Here is an 18105-nt window from a genome sequence, read left to right on the forward strand (position 1 = left end):
CTCGCCGGGCCCCGGCCCCATCCGCCGAGCGCCGGCGGCAAACCCGCCGGGCGCCAGCGGCAAACTCGCCAGGCGGCAGCGGCAACCCACCGGGCGGCAGCGGCAAACTCACCGGGCGCCGTCGGCAAACTCGCCGGGGCCCGACGGCAAACTCGCGGTCAGGGGGTGCCGGGGAACAGCTGCTGGAGCTGCCCGAGCCGCACGAACCCGTAGACCACGAGCGCGAGGAACACCAGGCTCGCCAGCGAGGTGAGGACGTAGCAGGTGGCCCGCAGCCCGCGCAGGACGCGGCCATCGGGGCGGGCGGTGTAGCTGCGGCGCGAGCGCGGGGTGGGGCCCCAGCCGGGCCGGTCGCCGACGGCGTGCATCGGGCCGGTCCGCGTCGTCGCCCCCTGGGTCGGAATCGTCTTCATGGCTCACGTCCCCCGACGTCGGCTGCGCTGTCGACCCGTTGTAGCGGAGCGCAGCCCCCGTGACACCGACGGGACGGCCGGTCCACCCGAACGTGGCGACGAACGCGCTCCTAGGCTGGAGCCATGAGTCACCTGCTGGTGATCGAGGACGACGCGGAGATCGGCGAGCTGCTCCGGTCGAGCCTCGCGCTGCACGGGCACACCGTGCACTGGGAGCGCACCGGGCGCGGCGGGCTCGACCGGGCGTCGGCCGACATCGACCTCGTCCTGCTCGACCTCGGCCTCCCCGACCTCGACGGGCTGGAGGTCTGCCGCCAGCTCCGGCTGGTGCTGCCGACCACCGTGATCGTCATGCTGACGGCGCGGGCCCGGGAGATGGACGTCGTCGTCGGGCTGGAGGTCGGCGCCGACGACTACCTGGTCAAGCCGGTGCCGCTGGCCGAGCTGGTGGCGCGGGTGCGGGCCCACCTGCGCCGCACCGAGCCCACGAAGACGCCGGCGACGCACTCCGTCGGCGACCTCACCGTCAGCGTCGAGAGCCGCCGCGCGGTCGTCGGCGGGGTCGAGCTGGCGCTGCGCCCGCGCGAGTTCGACCTGCTGGCCCGGCTGATCGTGGAGCCCGGTTCGGCGGTGAGCCGGGAGACGCTCATGTCGGAGGTCTGGGACCAGCACTGGTACGGCTCCACCAAGACCCTCGACGTCCACGTGGCCGCCCTGCGCCGCAAGCTCGCCGAGACCGGCCGCGCGGTACCGCAGATCATGACCGTGCGCGGCCACGGCTACCGCCTCGAGGCGCCCTGACGGGTCAGTGCAGCGACGCAGCCCGCAGCAGCAGCGCGAACTGCGGGGGCGCGGGCCGGGCCAGCCGCAGGTGCCCGCCCTCGGCCTCGGCGAGGCGCCGGGCCAGCGCGAGACCGAGCCCGTGACCGGTGGCCGAGGGCGAGCGCCGGGTGAACAGCTCCGAGTCGGTCAGCGTGATGCCGGGACCGCGGTCGCTGACGTCGATGCCGACGGCGTCACCGGCGTCGCGGGCGGTGACCTGCACCGGGCCCGACCCGTGCACCAGCGCGTTCTCCAGCAGCACGGCCAGCACCTGCCGGACGGCCGCGCCGGAGGCCAGTGCGGGCGGCGTCTGCGGGTCGACGACGACGATCAGCGGGCGCCCCTGCTTGTCGAACTGCGCCGCCCACTGGCCGCGCGCCTCCGCGAGCAGCGCGCCGACGTCGAGCGCGTCGACGGCCCCGTGGGTGTCGCGGGCCAGCTCGAGCAGCTCCTCGACGGTCCGCTCGATCCGCTCGGTCGAGCGCAGTCCCTGCTGCAGGGCGGGCCGCGGGTCCTCGCCGGGGCGCTCCAGCGCCGACTCCAGGCCCAGCCGCAGGCTCGTCAGCGGGGTCCGCAGCTGGTGGGAGGCCTCCGCGGAGAACGCCCGCTCACGGGCGAGCAGGTCGTCCAGGCGGGCCGCGGTGCGGTTGAGCGAGCTGCCGACGGCGTCGATCTCGGCGTAGGCGACGGGCGGCAGGCGCACCGAGAAGTCGCCGTTGCCGAGCCGCTGCGCCGCGGTGGTGAGCTGGTCGAGCGGCTGCGCCATCCGCGCCGCCTGGCGCCGGGCCAGCAGCCACACGGCCCCGATCGCCACCCCGGCCAGCGCGACCATGCCGATCCAGGCCAGCCCGACGGGCCACAGCAGCGTGCTCGACGAGCCGGAGACCCGCACGACGCCGACGACGTCGCCCTTGTCCACGACGGGGACCGCCGCGACCAGCTGGCCGTCGTCGGACCCCGCCGACACCCGCCCGCGCAGTGCCCTGAGGACGAACTCGTCGGGCTCCGTCGGGCCGCGTCCGAGCAACCACGTTCCGTCACCGTCGTACACGGACCGGAAGGTGAGCTCGGCGAAGTCGTCGAGGTCCCCCCCGTCGGGCGTCTCCCCCTCGGCGAGCGCGTTCGACACGCGCACCGCGGACCGCTCGGCCTGTCGTTCCAGGTCGAGGACCTTGTACTGCTCGGCGTACAGTGCGCCGGCCGCCGCGAGCGGCAGGCCGAACAGGACGATGGCGAGGGTGGCCGACAGGACGGCGAGCGTCACGATCCGTGTGCGCACGTCGACTCCTCAGCGTGATGTGACCGTCCCGGACGGGCGTTGGCCGTTCCTTAACCTTGCACGAACCGGACGCTTGCCGTCGCATCCCTACCGTGGATCACGTGAGTCCACGAGTGCGCATCGTCTACCGGTCGGCCGAGTCGGAGAACACCAAACCCCGACCCGCCTACTACAGCAAGACCCTGGCACTGGCGTCGGTGCTGCGCGCCGCCGAGCCGCTGGGGTCCGACGTCGAGATTGTCTTCGTCAACGACGGCGAGATCCCGGCCGACCGCCTGGCCCTCATGGAGGCGCACGGCACCGTCCGGCAGATCGCCGCCGGCAGCAACCGCGCCTCGTTCCGCTCCGTCGTGGCCCGCGAGGCCGTCCTGTCCGGCGGCCCGGACGACATCGTGTGGTTCGCCGAGGACGACTACCTCTACTCCCCCGATGCGTTCACCACGCTGGTCGCGGCCGTCGAGGAGTTCCCGGAGGCCGCGTACTTCGCCCTCTACGGCTCCGACGCCCTCGACGCCGGGGCGTCCGGCCGCCGGGCCGTCCGGCGCGAGGAGCCCGGCACCGACGGGATCGCCGACGTACCGCGCGTCGGCTCCGCGGCCTGGTACCGCTCCTTCGCCACCACCAGCACGTTCGGCGTGCGCGGCGACGCGCTGCGGGCCGACGCCGCGCTGCTGCGGCTGATGCCCTTCACCGGCGGCGCCTGGGACATCGCGACCTGCCTCGCGCTGCAGGGCTACCGCCCCTTCGGTCTCGCCGACCTGGGTCCCGACCCGGACGGCTCCGCGCTCCGCGGCCTCGTCCGGGGCCTCGTGCGCGCGGTGGTCGGCGCGCGCACGACGCGCCGCGCGTCGCGGCACCGGGTGATGCTGGGCTCCGACCCGGAGCTGGCGTGGCACATGGAGGTCCACGACGACTCGACGCGGTCGCGGCCCAGCAGCGCCACCGCGGCCGTCGACTGGCAGGCCCTCGCGGTCGACACGATGTTCTGGGCGGCCGACCGCGGCATCCCGGTCCCGACCGGCTCCGCCGTCGCCTCCCGCTAGCTCACCCGGCGCGGCGGGCCGGGCAGTCCATCCGCTGGCGCACGGTGACCGTGGTCCCGGTGCGGGCCCGGTCCACCTCGAGGACGTCGACGAACGACTCGATCATGCGCAGCCCGCGGCCGCGGTCACCCGGATCGTGCGCGGGCTCCTTCCACCGGCCGGTGTCGCCGACGGCGAGCTCGATCCGGAAGGGACCGGCGCAGCCGGCGTGCGGTGAGCGCGCCCCGCGCAACCGGGTGACGCGCCCGACGACCCGCACGGCCCCGGACCCGTCACCGGCGGGGTAGGCGTGGTCGACGCAGTTGGCGACGGCCTCGCTCACCGCGTAGACGAGGTCCTCGCCGGTGTCGCACAGCGCGGAGGAGCCGCAGAGCCCGCCGAGCCAGTCCGCCATCGCCCGGCGGACCCGCAGGGGCGCACACGCCCGCGCGGGGAGCGCCAGATCGAGGTCGTCGGCCACGACGCAGCAGTACCCGCATCCGGACGTCGCTGAACCCGCCGTTCGGCTCAGGCCCCCACATAGGCGGCGAGGTGTTCGCCGGTGAGGGTGGAGCGGTCGGCGACGAGGTCGGCCGGGGTGCCCTCGAACACGATCCGGCCGCCGTCGTGACCGGCGCCCGGACCGAGGTCGATGATCCAGTCGGCGTGCGCCATCACGGCCTGGTGGTGCTCGATGACGATCACCGACTTCCCGGCGTCGACGAGCCGGTCCAGCAGCCCGAGCAGCTGCTCGACGTCGGCGAGGTGCAGGCCGGACGTCGGCTCGTCGAGGACGAGGACGTCGCCCTTCTCCCCCATGTGCGTGGCCAGCTTGAGCCGCTGCCGCTCGCCGCCGGACAGGGTGGTGAGCGGCTGGCCGATGGTGAGGTAGCCCAGCCCGACGTCGACGAGCCGGGCCAGGATCCGGTGCGCGGCCGGCGTCCTCGCCTCGCCCGCCCCGAAGAACTCCGCGGCCTCGGCGACCGACATGGTCAGCACCTCGCTGATGTCGCGCCCGCCGAAGGTGTACTCGAGCACCGCGGCGTCGAACCGCTTGCCCTCGCACACCTCGCAGGTGGTGGCGACGCCGGCCATCATCGCGAGGTCGGTGTAGATCACGCCGGCACCGTTGCAGTTGGGGCAGGCGCCCTCGGAGTTGGCGCTGAACAGCGCGGGCTTCACGCCGTTGGCCTTCGCGAACGCCTTGCGGATCGGCTCCAGGAGCCCGGTGTAGGTGGCGGGGTTGCTGCGGCGCGACCCGCGGATCGCGCCCTGGTCGATCGCCACCACGCCGTCGCGGGGGGCCACCGAGCCGTGGATCAGCGAGCTCTTGCCCGACCCCGCCACCCCGGTGACGACGACGAGCACGCCGAGCGGCACGTCGACGTCGACGCCGGTCAGGTTGTGGGTGGCCGCCCCGCGCACCTCCAGCGCCCCCGTCGGCGTCCGCACCGACGGCTTGAGCGCGGCGCGGTCGTCGAGGTGCCGGCCGGTCAGCGTGCCGCTGGCCCGCAGCCCGTCGACGGTGCCGGTGAACACCACCTCGCCGCCGGCGGACCCGGCGCGCGGGCCGAGGTCGACGACGTGGTCGGCGATCGCGATCGCCTCCGGCTTGTGCTCGACGACGAGCACCGTGTTGCCCTTGTCGCGCAGCTGGCGCAGGAGCGTGTTCATCCGGGCGATGTCGTGCGGGTGCAGGCCGATCGTCGGCTCGTCGAAGACGTAGGTGACGTCGGTGAGCGAGGAGCCGAGGTGGCGGATCATCTTGGTGCGCTGGGCCTCGCCGCCGGACAGGGTGCCCGATGGCCGGTCCAGCGAGAGGTAGCCCAGCCCGATCCCGACGAACGAGTCGAGCGTGTGGCGCAGCGTCGTGAGCAGCGGGGCGACCGACGGCTCGTCGAGGTCGCGCGCCCAGGCGGCGAGGTCGCTGATCTGCATCGCGCAGGCGTCGGCGATGGAGATGCCCTCGATCTTCGACGAGCGGGCCAGCTCCGACAGCCGGGTGCCGTCGCACTCGGGGCACGTCGTGAACGTGGCGGCGCGCTCCACGAAGGCACGGGCGTGCGGCTGCAGCGCGTCGACGTCCTTGGACAGGTACGACTTCTGGATCTGCGGGATCAGGCCCGTGTAGGTCAGGTTGATGCCCTCGACCTTGATCTTGGTCGGCTCCTTGTGGAGCAGGTCGAACAGCTCCTCCTCCGTGAACCGCGCGATCGGCTTGTCCGGGTCGAAGAACCCGCAGCCCCGGAAGATGCGGCCGAACCAGCCCTCCATGCTGTAGCCGGGGATCGTGATCGCGCCCTCGTTGAGCGACTTGGAGTCGTCGTAGAGGGCCGTCAGGTCGATGTCGTTGACCGAGCCGCGGCCCTCGCAGCGCGGGCACATGCCGCCGGTGACGCTGAACTCGCGGCGCTCCTTGATCTTCTGCCCGGCGCGCTCCATCGTGACCGCGCCCGCCCCGCTGATCGAGGCCACGTTGAACGAGAACGCCTGGGGCGAGCCGATGTGCGGCCGCCCGAGCCGGCTGAACAGGATGCGCAGCATCGCGTTCGCGTCGGTGGCCGTGCCGACCGTGGAGCGCGGGTCGGCGCCCATCCGCTGCTGGTCGACGATGATCGCCGTCGTCAGCCCGTCCATCACGTCGACCTCGGGCCGGGCCAGCGTCGGCATGAAGCCCTGCACGAACGCGCTGTAGGTCTCGTTGATCATCCGCTGCGACTCCGCGGCGATCGTGTGGAACACCAGCGAGCTCTTGCCCGAGCCGGAGACACCGGTGAACACCGTGAGCCGCCGCTTCGGGATCTCGACGCTGACGTCCTTGAGGTTGTTGACGCGTGCACCCTGCACGCGGATCAGGTCGTGGCTGTCGGCGGCGTGCACGGGATCAGTTCACCTCGAAGATGCGGATCATGTTGCCCGCGGGGTCGCGGAGGGCGCAGTCGCGGACGCCCCACGGCTGGTCGGTCGGTTCCTGGACGATGTCGGCGTCGCCGGCCTGCAGCTTCTCGAACGTGCCGTCGAGGTCCGGGGTGGCGAGGTTGATGCTGGCGTAGGTGCCCTTGGCCATCATCTCGGAGATCACGCGGCGCTCGTCGTCGGTGACGCCGGGGTCGGCGGCGGGCGGGTGCAGCACGATCGAGGTCCCGGGCTGGCCGACGGGGCCGATCGTGAGCCAGTGCAGCCCGCCGTACTCGACGTCGTTGCGCAGCTCGAAGCCGAGCGTGTCGCGGTAGAAGGCCAGCGACGCCTCGTGGTCGTCGTGGGGGAGGAAGCAGTTGTAGATGCTGAGGTCCATGGCGGTCACGCTAGGTGCGGCTGTGCGGCCGGTGCTTCTCGATTCCTGACCGGTCGCGTCACCTGCTTCGCCACGCACGGCGGCATCCCCGCCGCCGCGTCCGCCTGCTCGCGGCGGTAGGTGCTCGGCGGGACGCCGACCAGCTCGGTGAACCGCGTGCTGAACGTGCCCAGCGACGAGCAGCCGACGGCGAAGCAGACCTCGGTGACGCTGAGGTCGCCGCGGCGCAGCAGCGCCATCGCGCGTTCGATGCGCCGGGTCATCAGGTAGCTGTAGGGCGACTCGCCGTAGGCCAGCCGGAACTGCCGGCTCAGGTGACCGGCCGACATGTGCACGCCGCGGGCCAGCGCCTCGACGTCGAGCGGGTCGGCGTACTCGCGGTCGATGCGGTCGCGCACGCGCCGCAGCCGCGCGAGGTCGCGCAGGTGCGGCGCCGCGTCGGGTCTGCCGGTCACCCGGGAGATCGTGCCACGCCGGGCAAGCGACGGGCCCGGCCGAAGGTGCCGGCCGGGCCCGTCGCGCCCGCATCCACGCGACGCTCGCCACCTCCCGGTTGGTACCGACCGGGGAGCAGCTCCGTAGGCGTAGTGCTCCGTCAACGCGCGGGCCCCTTCCGGGGATACACGGTCCGCCGCATCGACACCACATCGTGTACGCGTAGCCGGATCGTCACGCTGCGTCGATCATGGCGGGGGCACCGAACCACCGGAGCAGCCCCGCGTCCAGCCCGCGCCGGTCCTCGCCGACCCACACGACGTGACCGTCCGGGCGCAGCAGGGCCGCCGGCACGTCGAGCTCGTCGAGCTCGTCACCGCCGTCGACGACGTGGTCGACGCGGTCGGCCCAGCCGTCCACGGACAGTCCCCCGGTCCGGTCGAGCAGCAGGCCCCGGCCCGCGTGCATCAGCCCGTAGAGGTGCCCGCGCTCCAGCCCGACGTCGCGCAGCCGGCGGCCGAGCAGCTCGTGGCCCTCCCCCACGTCGTAGCGGATCCCGATGGCGAGGATCTTCTCGGTGAGCAGGCGGTTCACCTCCTCGATGGACATCAGCTCCGTCAGCAGCGCCCGCACCGCCTGCGGGCCCGGCTCGACCGACATCAGCTCCGTCTGCGCGCGGACGTTCGCCAGCACGTCGGCGGCGACCGGGTGCCGCTCGGAGTGGTAGCTGTCGAGCAGCCCCTCCGGTGCCCAGCCGTTCACCTCCGCGGCGAGCTTCCACCCCAGGTTGAACGCGTCCTGGATGCCGAGGTTGAGGCCCTGCCCGCCGACGGGCGGGTGGACGTGCGCCGCGTCGCCGGCCAGCAGCACCCGGCCGGTGCGGTAGCGCTCGGCCAGCCGGGTGGCGTCGCCGAAGCGGGACAGCCAGCGCGGCGAGTGCACGCCGAAGTCGGTGCCGGCGACGGCCCGCAGGCGCTCCCGGACCTCCTCGATCGTCGGCGGGACGGTGCGGTCCGCGGCCGGCGCCTCGGCCGGCACGACCACGCGGTACAGCCCGTCCCCGACCGGCCCGACGCCGAACCAGCGCCGCGTCCGGCGGACCTCGGTGACCACCGCGGCCACCGTCTCCGGCGCGACCCCCACCTGCACCTCCCCCAGCAGCGTCTCCGTCCGCGTGGCCTCCCCCGGGAAGCCGACGCCGAGCAGGCGGCGCACCGTGCTGCGCCCGCCGTCGCAGCCGACGAGGAAGCGCGAGCGCAGCGCGGTGCCGTCGGCCAGCTCGACGGACACCCCCTCGTCGTCCTGGGCCAGCCCGACCAGCTCGCAGCCGCGCCGGACCTCGACCCCGGCCGCCACGGCGTGCTCGGCGAGCAGGCGGTCGGTGACGGGCTGCGGGATCCCGAGGACGTAGGAGTGCGCGGTGTCCAGCCCCTGCGGCGCGGGCGCGGTGATGCCGGCGAAGAACCCGCCGACCGGGTGCCGCGTCCCGTGCGCGAGGAACCGCTCCAGCAGCCCCCGCTGGTCGAGCACCTCGATGCTGCGGGCGTGCAGGCCGAGCGAACGGACGGCCGTCATCGGCTCCGCGTCGCGCTCCAGCACGACCACCCGCACGTCGTGCAGCCGCAGTTCGGCGGCCAGCACGAGCCCCGTCGGGCCCCCGCCCGCCACGATCACGTCGATCATCGAAAAACCCCCTCGTCGCCGCATCACCGCAGGTCGCGGCGTCGACCGAGAGATCCTGCAGCACGACCGGGGCCTTGCCGCAAGACCCCCCGTGCGCTATACGTTGGAAGAGCAGGAGGGCCGGGGTGGCGGTCACGAGCGGTCAGCACCTGACCGCAGCCCCCGCGAGACTCGCCCCATGACCACCGAGACCCTGCTCCCGGCCGACGCCGTTCCCGAGGCCGGCGCCGTGCTCAACCCGTTCGTGATCGTCGACGACGCCGACGGCCTGATCACCTTCGTGTCCGAGGTGTTCGGCGTCCCCGAGACGGCCGGGGCCCGGACGCCCCTGCCGGACGGGAAGCTGATCCACGCCCAGCTCCGGCTCGGCACCGTCGACCTGATGATCGCCGACCGCCTCGACGGCTGGCCGGCGCGGCCCGGCCTGCTCCAGGTGTGGGTCCGCGACGTCGCTGCGGTGCTCGCCGACGGCACCGCGCGCGGCGCCACCACCGTCACCGAGCCGACCCCGTTCTACGGCGGGACGACCCTGGGCCGGATGCTCGACCCCTGGGGCAACATCTGGTGGCTGTGGGCGCCCGCCCCCGGCCGGCCCGACCCGACGCCCTCCTGGGAGGACGGCGGCACCGACCCGGTCTTCGCCACGCTGGACGCGGTGCTGCGGTCGGTCTAGCCGCGCGGCCGCTCGTCGACGACGCGGCGGGCCTTGAACGTCGTCTCCGGCAGCGTCCCGGGTGCGAGCAGCTCCACCGGCACCCGGATCGCGACCGCGCGCCGCAGCGCGTCCTCGGTGCGGCGGGCGAGCTCGGCGCGGCGCGCCCCGGCGTCGGCGGGGGCGAGGGCGTCGAGCTCCGCGACGGCGGCGTGCCCCAGCTCGGCCTGGACGGTCAGCTCGTCGAGGGCCCCGACCCGGGTCACCCGGATGCGGAACTCGGGCCCCAGCTCGGCGACGGTGCGCAGACCGGTCTCGATGGCGCTGGGGAACACGTTGGCCCCGCGGACGACGAGCATGTCGTCGAGCCGCCCGAGGATGCCCTCGGGCAGGCGCGGGTAGGTCCGCCCGCACGGGCACGGGTCGGTGTCGAGGTAGGTCTCGTCGCCGGGGGCGAACCGGATCATCGGCTGGGAGTCGCGCCACAGGTGCGTGTAGACGACGGCGCCGCGCCGCCCGACCGGGATCGGCGCGTTGGGGTCGGCCGCGTCGACGACCTCGGTGAACACCTCGTCGGTGTAGAGGTGCGTGCCGGTGCCCTCGGTGCAGCCGACGCTGGTCTGGAACGGGTACATCTCCGACGTCGAGCCGGCGTCGGCCGCGGTGGCGCCCCAGCCGTCCTCGATGATCTTCCGGGTGCCCGGCAGGCTCCCGCCGGGTTCCCCGCCGACGAGCAGGTGCCGCACGGTGTTGCCCCGCAGGTCGATGCCCATCTTCTCGGCCACCGACAGCAGGTGGATGCAGTAGGACGGGGTGGCGCTGAAGATCGTCGACCCCAGCCGGTCGATCAGCTCCAGGTGCCGCTCGGAGTCGGTGATGCCGAGCGGGAACAGCGTGGCGCCGATGCGCTCCGCCCCCTGCACCACGCCCCAGCCGCCGAAGAACAGGCCGAACGGGAACCCGACCTGCACGACGTCGTCGGGCCGCACGCCCGCGCACCACTGCGCCATCGCGTGGACCTCGCCCGCGCGCTCCCAGTCGGTGCGCGACACCGCGTACATCGTCGGCACGCCCGAGGTGCCCGACGACCCGTGGATGCGGGCGATCTCCCCGGGCGGCACCGGACGGCTGTAGCTGCCGAACGGCGGGTGCTCGCGCTGGTCGGCGACGAGCATCTTCTTCGTGATCACCGGGACCTTCGTGGTGAAGTCCTCGATCGTGCGCACCTGGTCGGGATGGAACCCGTGCGCGTCGTAGTGCCGGCGGTAGAACGGCAGGTCCGCGTAGACGTGGTGCAGCTGGTGCTGCATCCGCGCCAGGATCAGGCGGTCGCGCTCCGCGGGCGCGAGGGTCTCGCGCTCCTCGTCCCAGAAGCGGGGGAAGCCCCGCGGCCCTGCCGTGCTGCCCATGCCGTTCCTCGTTCCGTTCCCGGTTCCTCGTGCCGTCAGGGGCGGGCGACGAGGCCCTGCGCCTCGGCCACGTCCCAGTAGGAGTGCAGCCCCCGCACGTGCTGCCCGCCGTCGACGGGCACGAAGTGTCCCGTGATCCGCCCGGCGGCGGGCGAGAGCAGGAACAGCGCGACGTCGGCGATGTCGGAGGGCTCCTGGTGCCGCGGCGGCGCGACCAGCGTGCGGTCCAGGAACTCCTGCCCGATCCGCCCGACGGTGAAGCCGGCGCCCAGCGGGGTGTTGACGGTGCCCGGCCCGATCGAGTTGGCCCGGATGCCGTGGCGGCCCAGCTCACCCGCACAGACCTGGGTGAACTGCATGATCCCGGCCTTGGCCGCGCAGTAGTGGCCCAGGCCGTCGGTGGCCGCGACGGCGTTGAGCGAGGCGATGTTGACGATCGCGCCGCCCGACCCCGCGGCGATGGCCTGCCGCGCGAACGCCCTCGTGCACAGGAACGTGCCCTTGAGGCAGGTGTCGACGATGAGGTCCCAGTCGTCCTCGGACGTGTCGACGACCAGCGACAGCGACGCCGTGCCCGCGTTGTTGACGAGGTGGTGCACCGTGCCGAAGCGCTCGGCGGCGAGCGCGAAGGCCGCCTCCACGTCGGCGGCGACCGCGACCGACCCCTCGTGCCAGGCCAGCCGGTCACCCCCGCCGAGCTCCTCGCCCGCCGCCTCGATGTTGGCGGGCTCGATCTCCAGCGAGACGACGTTGGCGCCGCGCTCCAGCAGCGCCGCCGCGATCCCCTTGCCGATCCCGCTGCCCGCCCCGGTGACGAACGCCGTCTGCCCCGACAGGTCGTCCATCAGCCGGCACTCCCCTTGGCGTTCCAGCCGCCGTCGACCGGCATGGCCTGCCCCGTGCAGAAGCTGGCGTCGTCGGAGAACAGGAACGCGGCCGCCGCCGCGATGTCCTCCGCCCGGCCCAGGCGCGGGATCATGTGCGCCGCCACGAAGTTCTCGCGCATGCTCTCGGTGATGCCCGCGAGGATCGGGGTGTCGATGGTGCCGGGGCAGATGCAGTTCACCCGGATCCCGCGCGGGCTGTACTCCATCGCCACCTGCTGGGTGAGGCTGACGACCCCGCCCTTGGCCGCGGAGTAGGCGGCCAGGTTCTCCAGCCCCTTGAGCGCCGCCATCGAGCCGATGTTGACGATGCTGCCCCCGCCGCCGTCGAGCATCCGCGGGATCGCGGCCTGCATGCCCAGCCAGACGCCCCTGAGGTCGGTGCCGATGACGTGGTCCCAGCCCGCGTCGTCGAGGTCGACGACGTTGTCGGGGCCGAGCGTGTTGGTGACCCCGGCGATGTTGCCGAGCAGGTGCAGGCCGCCGAACCCGCCGACGGCCTCGTCGACGAGCCGCTTCCAGTCGCCGCGCTGCCGCACGTCCATCGTGATGTGGACGGCGCGGCCCCCGGCGGCGGTGATCTCCCGCGCCGTCGAGTCGTCGTCCTGCAGGTCGCCGATCACGACCGCGGCGCCCTCGGCGGCGCACCGCAGCGCGACCGCCCGACCGATGCCCTGCACGCCGCCGGTGATGACGGCGACCCTGCCGTCGAGCCTGTTCATCCCGCCGGCCTCAGGCGATCCCGAGCGCGACGTTCGCCATGTGCTGGCGCCGGGCCATGCGCTCGCGCGCGGTGAACTGCGGCGTGACGTAGCGCGCGAACAGCTCCAGCGAGCGGTTCCACTTGTCGGTGGTGACCCAGTCGCGGCAGTTGATCAGCAGCGTGCCGAAGCCGCCGGTGGCCTCCTCCAGCTCCTTGACCTGGCGGATGCAGTCGTCCGGGCTGCCGATGATCCACGGGATGTTGTCGACCATCCACTCGAAGGTGAGGTCGGGGTCCTCCATCCCCTCGCCCTTCTTCATCAGCGCACCGAGGCCGAGGCCGAACAGGTAGTCGTAGGACCGCTTGACGCCCTCGCGGATGTCGCGCATCGCCTGGTTCTTGTCGTCGGTGACGTAGACCTCGCGCACGACCCGCCAGTTCTCCCGGGTGACGGCGGGGTCGATGCCCGACGCCGCGCCGGCCTCCAGCATCGCCCGGCCCATGCCGACGAGGTCGGGGGCGAGGTCGTAGGTGCCGTTGTCGATGGGGGCGAAGTGCACGCTCAGCGGCTTCCAGCCGTTGGCGCCGCACTTGGCGTAGTTGTGCAGGCCCGTCAGGCCGGCGATCGCGAACGGCGGGACGTCCTGGTACGGCCCGACCTGGAGCTGGCGGTTCTCGTACTTCCAGTACACGCCCTCGTAGGTGACCGGGTCGTCGGACGTCAGGAGCTGCCAGATGATCTCCAGCGCCTCGTTGGTGCGCGGCGCGGCCTCGGAGGGCTCCAGGCCGAAGAGCGCCTTGTCGGTGGGCAGCCCACCGCCGCCGAACCCGTACTCCAGGCGGCCGTGGGTGAGGTGGTCGAGGAACGCGAGGCGCTCCGCCACCATGAACGGGTCCTGGTAGGGCAGGTTGACCACGCCGGTGCCCAGCCGGATCCGGCTCGTCACGGCGGAGGCCTTGGCGATCATGTACTCCGGGACGGGCACGTTCTCGTAACCGCCCGTGTGGTGCTCACCGATCCAGAACTCCGAGAACCCGAGCCGCTCGGCCTCCACGATCGCCGCGATGTCGCGATCGTAGGACAGCGTCCAGTTCTCGATCGGCGGGTGCTCCGGCATGGTGAAAAAGCCGAACTTCATCGATCGGTCCTCCTGGGTCGGGGCGGGCCGCAACACACAGTGTGCAAACCGTGGTTCGGCAACAGCGGTGCCATGAATGTGGCCTGCACCACCCGCGGCTGTCAAGAGGCGTCGTCGTACGACTACCGACGCTGTTGATAACTGTACCGACGTTTGCTTACATGGCGGCGTGACGCCACCACCCCTCGCCGACCCGCGCCCACTGGTGCAGACGGGCCCCGACGGGCGCCACCGCGTACTCGGACGGCGCTGCCCGACCTGCGGCGAGGTCGCGGCGTTCGCCTGGCCGCGGTGCCCGGCCTGCCGCGGCGAGGTGGAGCCCGCCGCGTTCGGGCCGGAGGGCACCGTGTGGAGCGCGACCGTCGTCCGGATCCCGGTGCCCGGCCGGACGCCGCCGTACGCCCTCGCCTACGTCGACCTCGACGACGGCCCCCGGGTCCTCGCCCACCTCGCGCACGACGCCGCCCCGCCGATCGGCGCCCGGGTCCGGCTCGCCGCACCGTCGGACGACGGCGACGTCCGGGTGGAGGTGCTCGCGTGAGCGCGGTGGCCGTGCACGGGGTCGGCACCTCCCACTTCGGCCGCCAGCCCGGGCGCGATCTCGTCGGCCTCGCGTTCGACGCGGTGCACGAGGCCCTCGCCGACGCCGGCGTCGACGGCGTCGACGCGGTGTGGGTCGGCACCGTCTTCGGTCCCGCCGGGGTGGCGCAGCGGGTGCTGCGGGCCATGGGCGTCACCGGCATCCCGATCGTCACGGTCGAGAACGCCTGCGCCAGCGGGACCACCGCGTTCGCCGAGGCGCACGAGGCGGTCCGCACCGGCCGGTACGGCCGCGTCCTCGCGCTGGGCCTCGAGCAGATGAGCACGGCGTTCGCCGGGGCCATCACCCCCGAGCCCACCGACCCCGAGGGCCGTTCGGGGCTCGCCCTGCCCGCCCTCTACGCCATGGCCGCGGCCCGCTACCTGCACCTCGGCGCCGTGACGCCCGAGCAGCTCGCGGCGGTGTCGGTGAAGAACCACGCGCACGCCCTGCACAACCCGCGCGCCCAGTACTCCGGCCGCCACACCGTCGAGGAGGTGCTGGCCTCGCGCATGGTCGCCGACCCGCTCACCCTCCTGCAGTGCTGCCCGACCTCCGACGGCGCCGCGGCCGCCGTGCTCGCGCCCGCCACCGGCGGCTCGCGCGAGGTGGCCGTCCGCGGGGTCGCGATGCGCAGCGGCGCGCCGTGGAACCACGCCTCGCCGCACGTGTGGGGCCACGACGTCGTCCGCGACACCGCCGCCGACGCGTTCGCCGCTGCGGGCCTGACCGGACCGTCCGACGTCGACGTCCTGGAGGTGCACGACGCCTTCACCATCGGCGAGATCGTCACGACCGAGGCGCTGGGCCTGGCGCCTCCGGGCGGCGGCGGCGAGGCCGCGGCGGCCGGCGTGACGGCGCTCGGCGGGGCGCACCCGGTGAACCCGTCCGGCGGCCTGCTCTCCCGCGGCCACCCGCTCGGGGCCACCGGCCTGGCCCAGCTCGCCGAGATCACCTGGCAGCTGCGCGGCGAGGCCGCCGGCCGCCAGGTCGACGGCGCCCGCATCGGCGTCGTCGAGACCATGGGCGGCGGCGTGTCGGTGCTCGACGGCAACGCCTGCGTCGTCGCCGTGCTGGAGGCACCGTGAGCGCGTCGATCGACCTCACCCACGCGGACCTGCTCGGCGACGACGCCGTCCGCGACCCCTACCCGCTGCTGGCCGCCCTGCGCGAGCACGACCCCGTGCACTGGAGCCCGCGGTACCGCTCCTGGTTCGTCACCCGCTTCGACGACGTGTCCGACGCGCTGCGCGACCCCCGGTTCTCCTCCGACCGCATCTCCCCCTACCGCCGGGCCAAGCTCGACGGCCCCGACGCCGACCCGGCGGTCCGCGCCGCGTTCGGCGTCCTCGAGGACTGGATGGTGTTCAAGGACCCGCCCGACCACACCCGGCTGCGCAAGCTGCTCAGCCGCGCGTTCACCCCCCGCGCGGTCGACCGGGTCCGGGCGCGGATCACCGAGGTCACCGACGAGCTGCTCGACGCGGCACTGGCCGGCGGCACCGGCCGGACCGACCTGATCGGCGACTTCGCCTACCCGCTCACCGCGGCCGTCATCGCGGAGGTGCTCGGCGTGCCGCGCCGCGACCACCCCCGGTTCAAGGACTGGTCCGACCAGATCACCGGGCTGGTGTTCGGCGGGATGGGCGACCCGAACCGGCACACGGCGGGCGCGCACGGCATGGCGGAGCTGACCGAGTACCTCACCGGCCTGGTCCGCGACCACGAGCGCGAACCGGCCGACGACCTGCTGTCCGCGCTGATCAGCGCCCGCGACGACGACGACGCCCTGAGCCAGGACGAGGTGATCTCCACCGGCGTGCTGCTGCTGTTCGCCGGCCACGAGACCACGACGAACCTGATCGGCAGCGGGCTGCTGGCCCTGCTGCGCGACCCCGGCCAGCGCGCGCTGCTCGCGGCCGACCCGGGGCTCGTCGGGGGCGCGGTCGAGGAGCTGATGCGCTTCGACGGGCCGGCCAAGACCGTCGCCCGGCTGATGGCCGACGACGTCGAGCTGCGCGGGCGCACGCTGCGCCGCGGTGAGCGGGTCTTCCTGTGCCCGTCCTCGGCCAACCGGGACCCGGCCGTCTTCGAGGACCCGGACCGCCTCGACATCACCCGGCGCCACGGCCGCCAGCTGGGCTTCGGCGTCGGGATGCACTACTGCCTCGGCGCCCCGCTGGCCCGGCTGGAGGCCTCCGTCGCCATCCCGCGGGCGCTGGACCGGCTGCCCGGGCTGCGCCCGGCCGAGGACGAGCTGCGCTGGCACCCGGTGCTGCTCTCGCGGGGGATGCTGCGCTTCCCCGTGGAGTTCGACCGGCCCTGACCGCCGGTCAGTGCATCGTCCACCCGCCGTCGACGCACAGCGTGGTCCCGGTCATGTACGACCCGGCGTCCGAGGCGAGCAGCAGCAGCGGGCCCGCCAGCTCCTCCAGCCGCCCCACCCGGCCCAGCGGCGTGCGGGCGACGACCGCGGCGAGCCCGTCCGCGCGGGTCAGCAGCGGCGCGGTGAGGTCCGAGTCGAAGAAGCCGGGCGCGAGCGCGTTGACCCGGATGCCGTGCCGGCCCGACCACTGCTGGGCGAGGTCGCGGGTGAGGCCGAGCAGGCCGGCCTTGGACGCGGAGTACGCGGCCTGGGGCACGTCGCCCGGCCCGAGTCCGAGCGCCGAGGAGATGTTGACGATCGACCCGCCCGCGCCGCGCGCGATCATCGCCCGCCCCGCGGCGGCCGCCATCCGGTAGGCGCCGAGCAGGTTCACCTCGATCAGCGCGGCGGCGCGGTCGGGGTCGTCGCGCTCGGCCCGGGCCGCGTACCCCGTGCCCGCGTTGTTGACCAGGACGTGCACCCCGCCGAGCTCCTCGGCGGCGGCGACGAGCGCCGCGCAGTCGTCCGCGTCGGTCACGTCGGCGGCGACCGCGACGCACCGGCGCCCCGCCGCGAGGACCCGCTCCCGCACCGTCGCCAGCTCCGCGCCGCGCCGGGCCCCGATGACGACGTCCGCCCCGGCGCCGGCCAGCACCGCGGCGAAGTACGCCCCGAGGCCGGCCGACGCCCCCGTCACGACGGCGACCCGGCCGTCGAGCCGCCAGGCGGGCACCGGGTCGTTCACGACGGCGCCGGGGCGGCGGGGCGGGACGCGCGGGTGATCGCGCGCATGCTGCCCCCGGCGATCAGGCCGCCGAGCGCCATCGCGAACAGCTCGTCGGCCAGCGCGAGGTCCTCCACCTCGCCGCGCGGGGTGAACCAGTGCTGCATCCAGTCGAGCATGCCGACGATCGCGCGGGCCGCCGTGCGCGGTTCCGTGGCGAGCGAGAACTCCCCGGACGCGGCCCCCTCCGCCAGCAGGCCCTCGACGGCGGCCATGTAGCGCCCGTCCATCTCGCGGAACTCGGCGAACTTGGGCGACTGCACGACGTGGCCGAGGTGGCGAAGGTAGACGAACGCGGCCGGGTACCACTCGCTGAAGATCCGCACCTGCATCCGGATCAGCCCCTGCAGCCGCACGGTCACGCTGCTGTGGGTGTCGGCGCGCAGCAGGTCGAGCTCGGCGAGCAGGGCCCGGGCCGGCTGCTCCACGACGGCGAGCAGCAGCTCCTCCTTGCTGCCGACGTAGTTGTAGATGCTGCCCTTGAGGATCCCGACCCGCGCCCCGATGCTCTCCAGCGTTGCGTTCTCGTACCCGTGCTCCCGGAACTCCTCCCCCGCGGCGAGCAGGATCTCCGGCCAACGGCTGGGACGGGGCATGGGCGCGCTCCTGGTTCGGGGAGCCGCCAGCGTACCCAAACTGC

General features: G+C 73.9%; 19 protein-coding genes. 6 read left to right on the forward strand and 13 right to left on the reverse strand.

Going from position 1 to position 18105, the window contains the following annotated elements:
- Nucleotides 1-158: 158 nt before the first annotated feature.
- The gene (locus H6H00_RS02655; protein WP_185719791.1) at nt 159-413 is read right to left on the reverse strand and encodes a hypothetical protein; all 255 of its coding nucleotides are present in this window, start codon (nt 411-413) and stop codon (nt 159-161) included.
- Between the two features lie 123 nt (nt 414-536).
- On the opposite strand from H6H00_RS02655, the gene H6H00_RS02660 reads away from it, so the two are divergent.
- Nucleotides 537-1214, forward strand: coding sequence for a response regulator transcription factor (locus tag H6H00_RS02660; RefSeq protein ID WP_185719792.1), 678 nt, complete (start codon nt 537-539; stop codon nt 1212-1214).
- Nucleotides 1215-1218: 4 nt separating this feature from the next.
- Here the strand turns inward: H6H00_RS02660 and H6H00_RS02665 are convergent, their stop codons facing one another.
- Nucleotides 1219-2514 (reverse strand): sensor histidine kinase, encoded by a 1296-nt coding sequence (locus H6H00_RS02665; protein WP_185719793.1) that lies wholly within the window; start codon nt 2512-2514, stop codon nt 1219-1221.
- 101 nt (nt 2515-2615) lie between these two features.
- Here H6H00_RS02665 and H6H00_RS02670 point away from each other — a divergent pair, with 101 nt between their 5' ends.
- Complete coding sequence (locus H6H00_RS02670) at nt 2616-3557, forward strand: glycosyltransferase family A protein (protein WP_185719794.1); 942 nt, start codon at nt 2616-2618, stop codon at nt 3555-3557.
- A 1-nt stretch (nt 3558) separates the two neighbouring features.
- Here H6H00_RS02670 and H6H00_RS02675 read toward each other — a convergent pair whose 3' ends face one another.
- The 5 genes from H6H00_RS02675 to rox all read right to left on the reverse strand — a co-directional run bounded on the left by H6H00_RS02675 (nt 3559) and on the right by rox (nt 8949).
- Nucleotides 3559-4017, reverse strand: coding sequence for an ATP-binding protein (locus tag H6H00_RS02675; protein ID WP_185719795.1), 459 nt, complete (start codon nt 4015-4017; stop codon nt 3559-3561).
- Nucleotides 4018-4064: 47 nt separating this feature from the next.
- On the reverse strand, nt 4065-6416 hold the full coding sequence (locus H6H00_RS02680; RefSeq protein ID WP_185719796.1) for an ATP-binding cassette domain-containing protein: 2352 nt from the start codon (nt 6414-6416) through the stop codon (nt 4065-4067).
- Nucleotides 6417-6420: 4 nt separating this feature from the next.
- Nucleotides 6421-6831, reverse strand: a complete 411-nt coding sequence (locus H6H00_RS02685; protein ID WP_221775773.1) for a VOC family protein — start codon at nt 6829-6831, stop codon at nt 6421-6423.
- Between the two features lie 5 nt (nt 6832-6836).
- Nucleotides 6837-7286, reverse strand: coding sequence for a helix-turn-helix transcriptional regulator (locus tag H6H00_RS02690; protein ID WP_185719798.1), 450 nt, complete (start codon nt 7284-7286; stop codon nt 6837-6839).
- Nucleotides 7287-7500: 214 nt separating this feature from the next.
- Nucleotides 7501-8949 (reverse strand): rifampin monooxygenase, encoded by a 1449-nt coding sequence (rox, locus tag H6H00_RS02695; protein WP_185719799.1) that lies wholly within the window; start codon nt 8947-8949, stop codon nt 7501-7503.
- 178 nt (nt 8950-9127) lie between these two features.
- Between rox and H6H00_RS02700 the strand changes: the two genes are divergently transcribed.
- Nucleotides 9128-9622, forward strand: a complete 495-nt coding sequence (locus H6H00_RS02700) for a VOC family protein (RefSeq protein ID WP_185719800.1) — start codon at nt 9128-9130, stop codon at nt 9620-9622.
- Here H6H00_RS02700 and H6H00_RS02705 read toward each other — a convergent pair.
- The 4 genes from H6H00_RS02705 to H6H00_RS02720 are packed head-to-tail and all read right to left on the reverse strand — an operon-like array spanning nt 9619 to nt 13736.
- Nucleotides 9619-11010, reverse strand: a complete 1392-nt coding sequence (locus tag H6H00_RS02705) for a phenylacetate--CoA ligase family protein (RefSeq protein ID WP_185719801.1) — start codon at nt 11008-11010, stop codon at nt 9619-9621. The two genes, H6H00_RS02700 and H6H00_RS02705, sit on opposite strands and share 4 nt — an antisense overlap.
- Nucleotides 11011-11045: 35 nt before the next feature.
- On the reverse strand, nt 11046-11855 hold the full coding sequence (locus H6H00_RS02710; protein ID WP_185719802.1) for an SDR family NAD(P)-dependent oxidoreductase: 810 nt from the start codon (nt 11853-11855) through the stop codon (nt 11046-11048).
- Nucleotides 11855-12616: an SDR family NAD(P)-dependent oxidoreductase gene (locus tag H6H00_RS02715; protein WP_185719803.1), complete on the reverse strand. Its 762-nt coding sequence runs from the start codon at nt 12614-12616 to the stop codon at nt 11855-11857. The genes H6H00_RS02710 and H6H00_RS02715 overlap by 1 nt, the downstream gene beginning before the upstream one ends.
- 10 nt (nt 12617-12626) lie before the next feature.
- Nucleotides 12627-13736: an LLM class flavin-dependent oxidoreductase gene (locus H6H00_RS02720; protein ID WP_185719804.1), complete on the reverse strand. Its 1110-nt coding sequence runs from the start codon at nt 13734-13736 to the stop codon at nt 12627-12629.
- A 169-nt stretch (nt 13737-13905) separates the two neighbouring features.
- Here H6H00_RS02720 and H6H00_RS02725 point away from each other — a divergent pair, with 169 nt between their 5' ends.
- The 3 genes from H6H00_RS02725 to H6H00_RS02735 are packed head-to-tail and all read left to right on the forward strand — an operon-like array spanning nt 13906 to nt 16642.
- Nucleotides 13906-14277: a Zn-ribbon domain-containing OB-fold protein gene (locus tag H6H00_RS02725; RefSeq protein ID WP_255425543.1), complete on the forward strand. Its 372-nt coding sequence runs from the start codon at nt 13906-13908 to the stop codon at nt 14275-14277.
- Complete coding sequence (locus H6H00_RS02730; protein WP_185719806.1) at nt 14274-15404, forward strand: thiolase family protein; 1131 nt, start codon at nt 14274-14276, stop codon at nt 15402-15404. The genes H6H00_RS02725 and H6H00_RS02730 overlap by 4 nt, the downstream gene beginning before the upstream one ends.
- Nucleotides 15401-16642 carry a cytochrome P450 gene (locus H6H00_RS02735; RefSeq protein WP_185719807.1) on the forward strand — a complete coding sequence of 414 codons (1242 nt, stop codon included), beginning with the start codon at nt 15401-15403 and terminating at the stop codon, nt 16640-16642. Before H6H00_RS02730 ends, H6H00_RS02735 begins: the two co-directional genes overlap by 4 nt.
- Nucleotides 16643-16649: 7 nt before the next feature.
- Here H6H00_RS02735 and H6H00_RS02740 read toward each other — a convergent pair whose 3' ends face one another.
- Both H6H00_RS02740 and H6H00_RS02745 read right to left on the reverse strand, forming a co-directional pair.
- Entirely contained in the window at nt 16650-17414 is a 765-nt protein-coding gene (locus tag H6H00_RS02740) for an SDR family NAD(P)-dependent oxidoreductase (RefSeq protein ID WP_369408063.1), read from the reverse strand.
- A gap of 8 nt (nt 17415-17422) precedes the next feature.
- Entirely contained in the window at nt 17423-18061 is a 639-nt protein-coding gene (locus H6H00_RS02745; RefSeq protein WP_185719809.1) for a TetR/AcrR family transcriptional regulator, read from the reverse strand.
- Nucleotides 18062-18105: the final 44 nt, after the last annotated feature.

Source organism: Pseudonocardia petroleophila (assembly GCF_014235185.1).
Lineage (GTDB): Bacteria > Actinomycetota > Actinomycetes > Mycobacteriales > Pseudonocardiaceae > Pseudonocardia > Pseudonocardia petroleophila.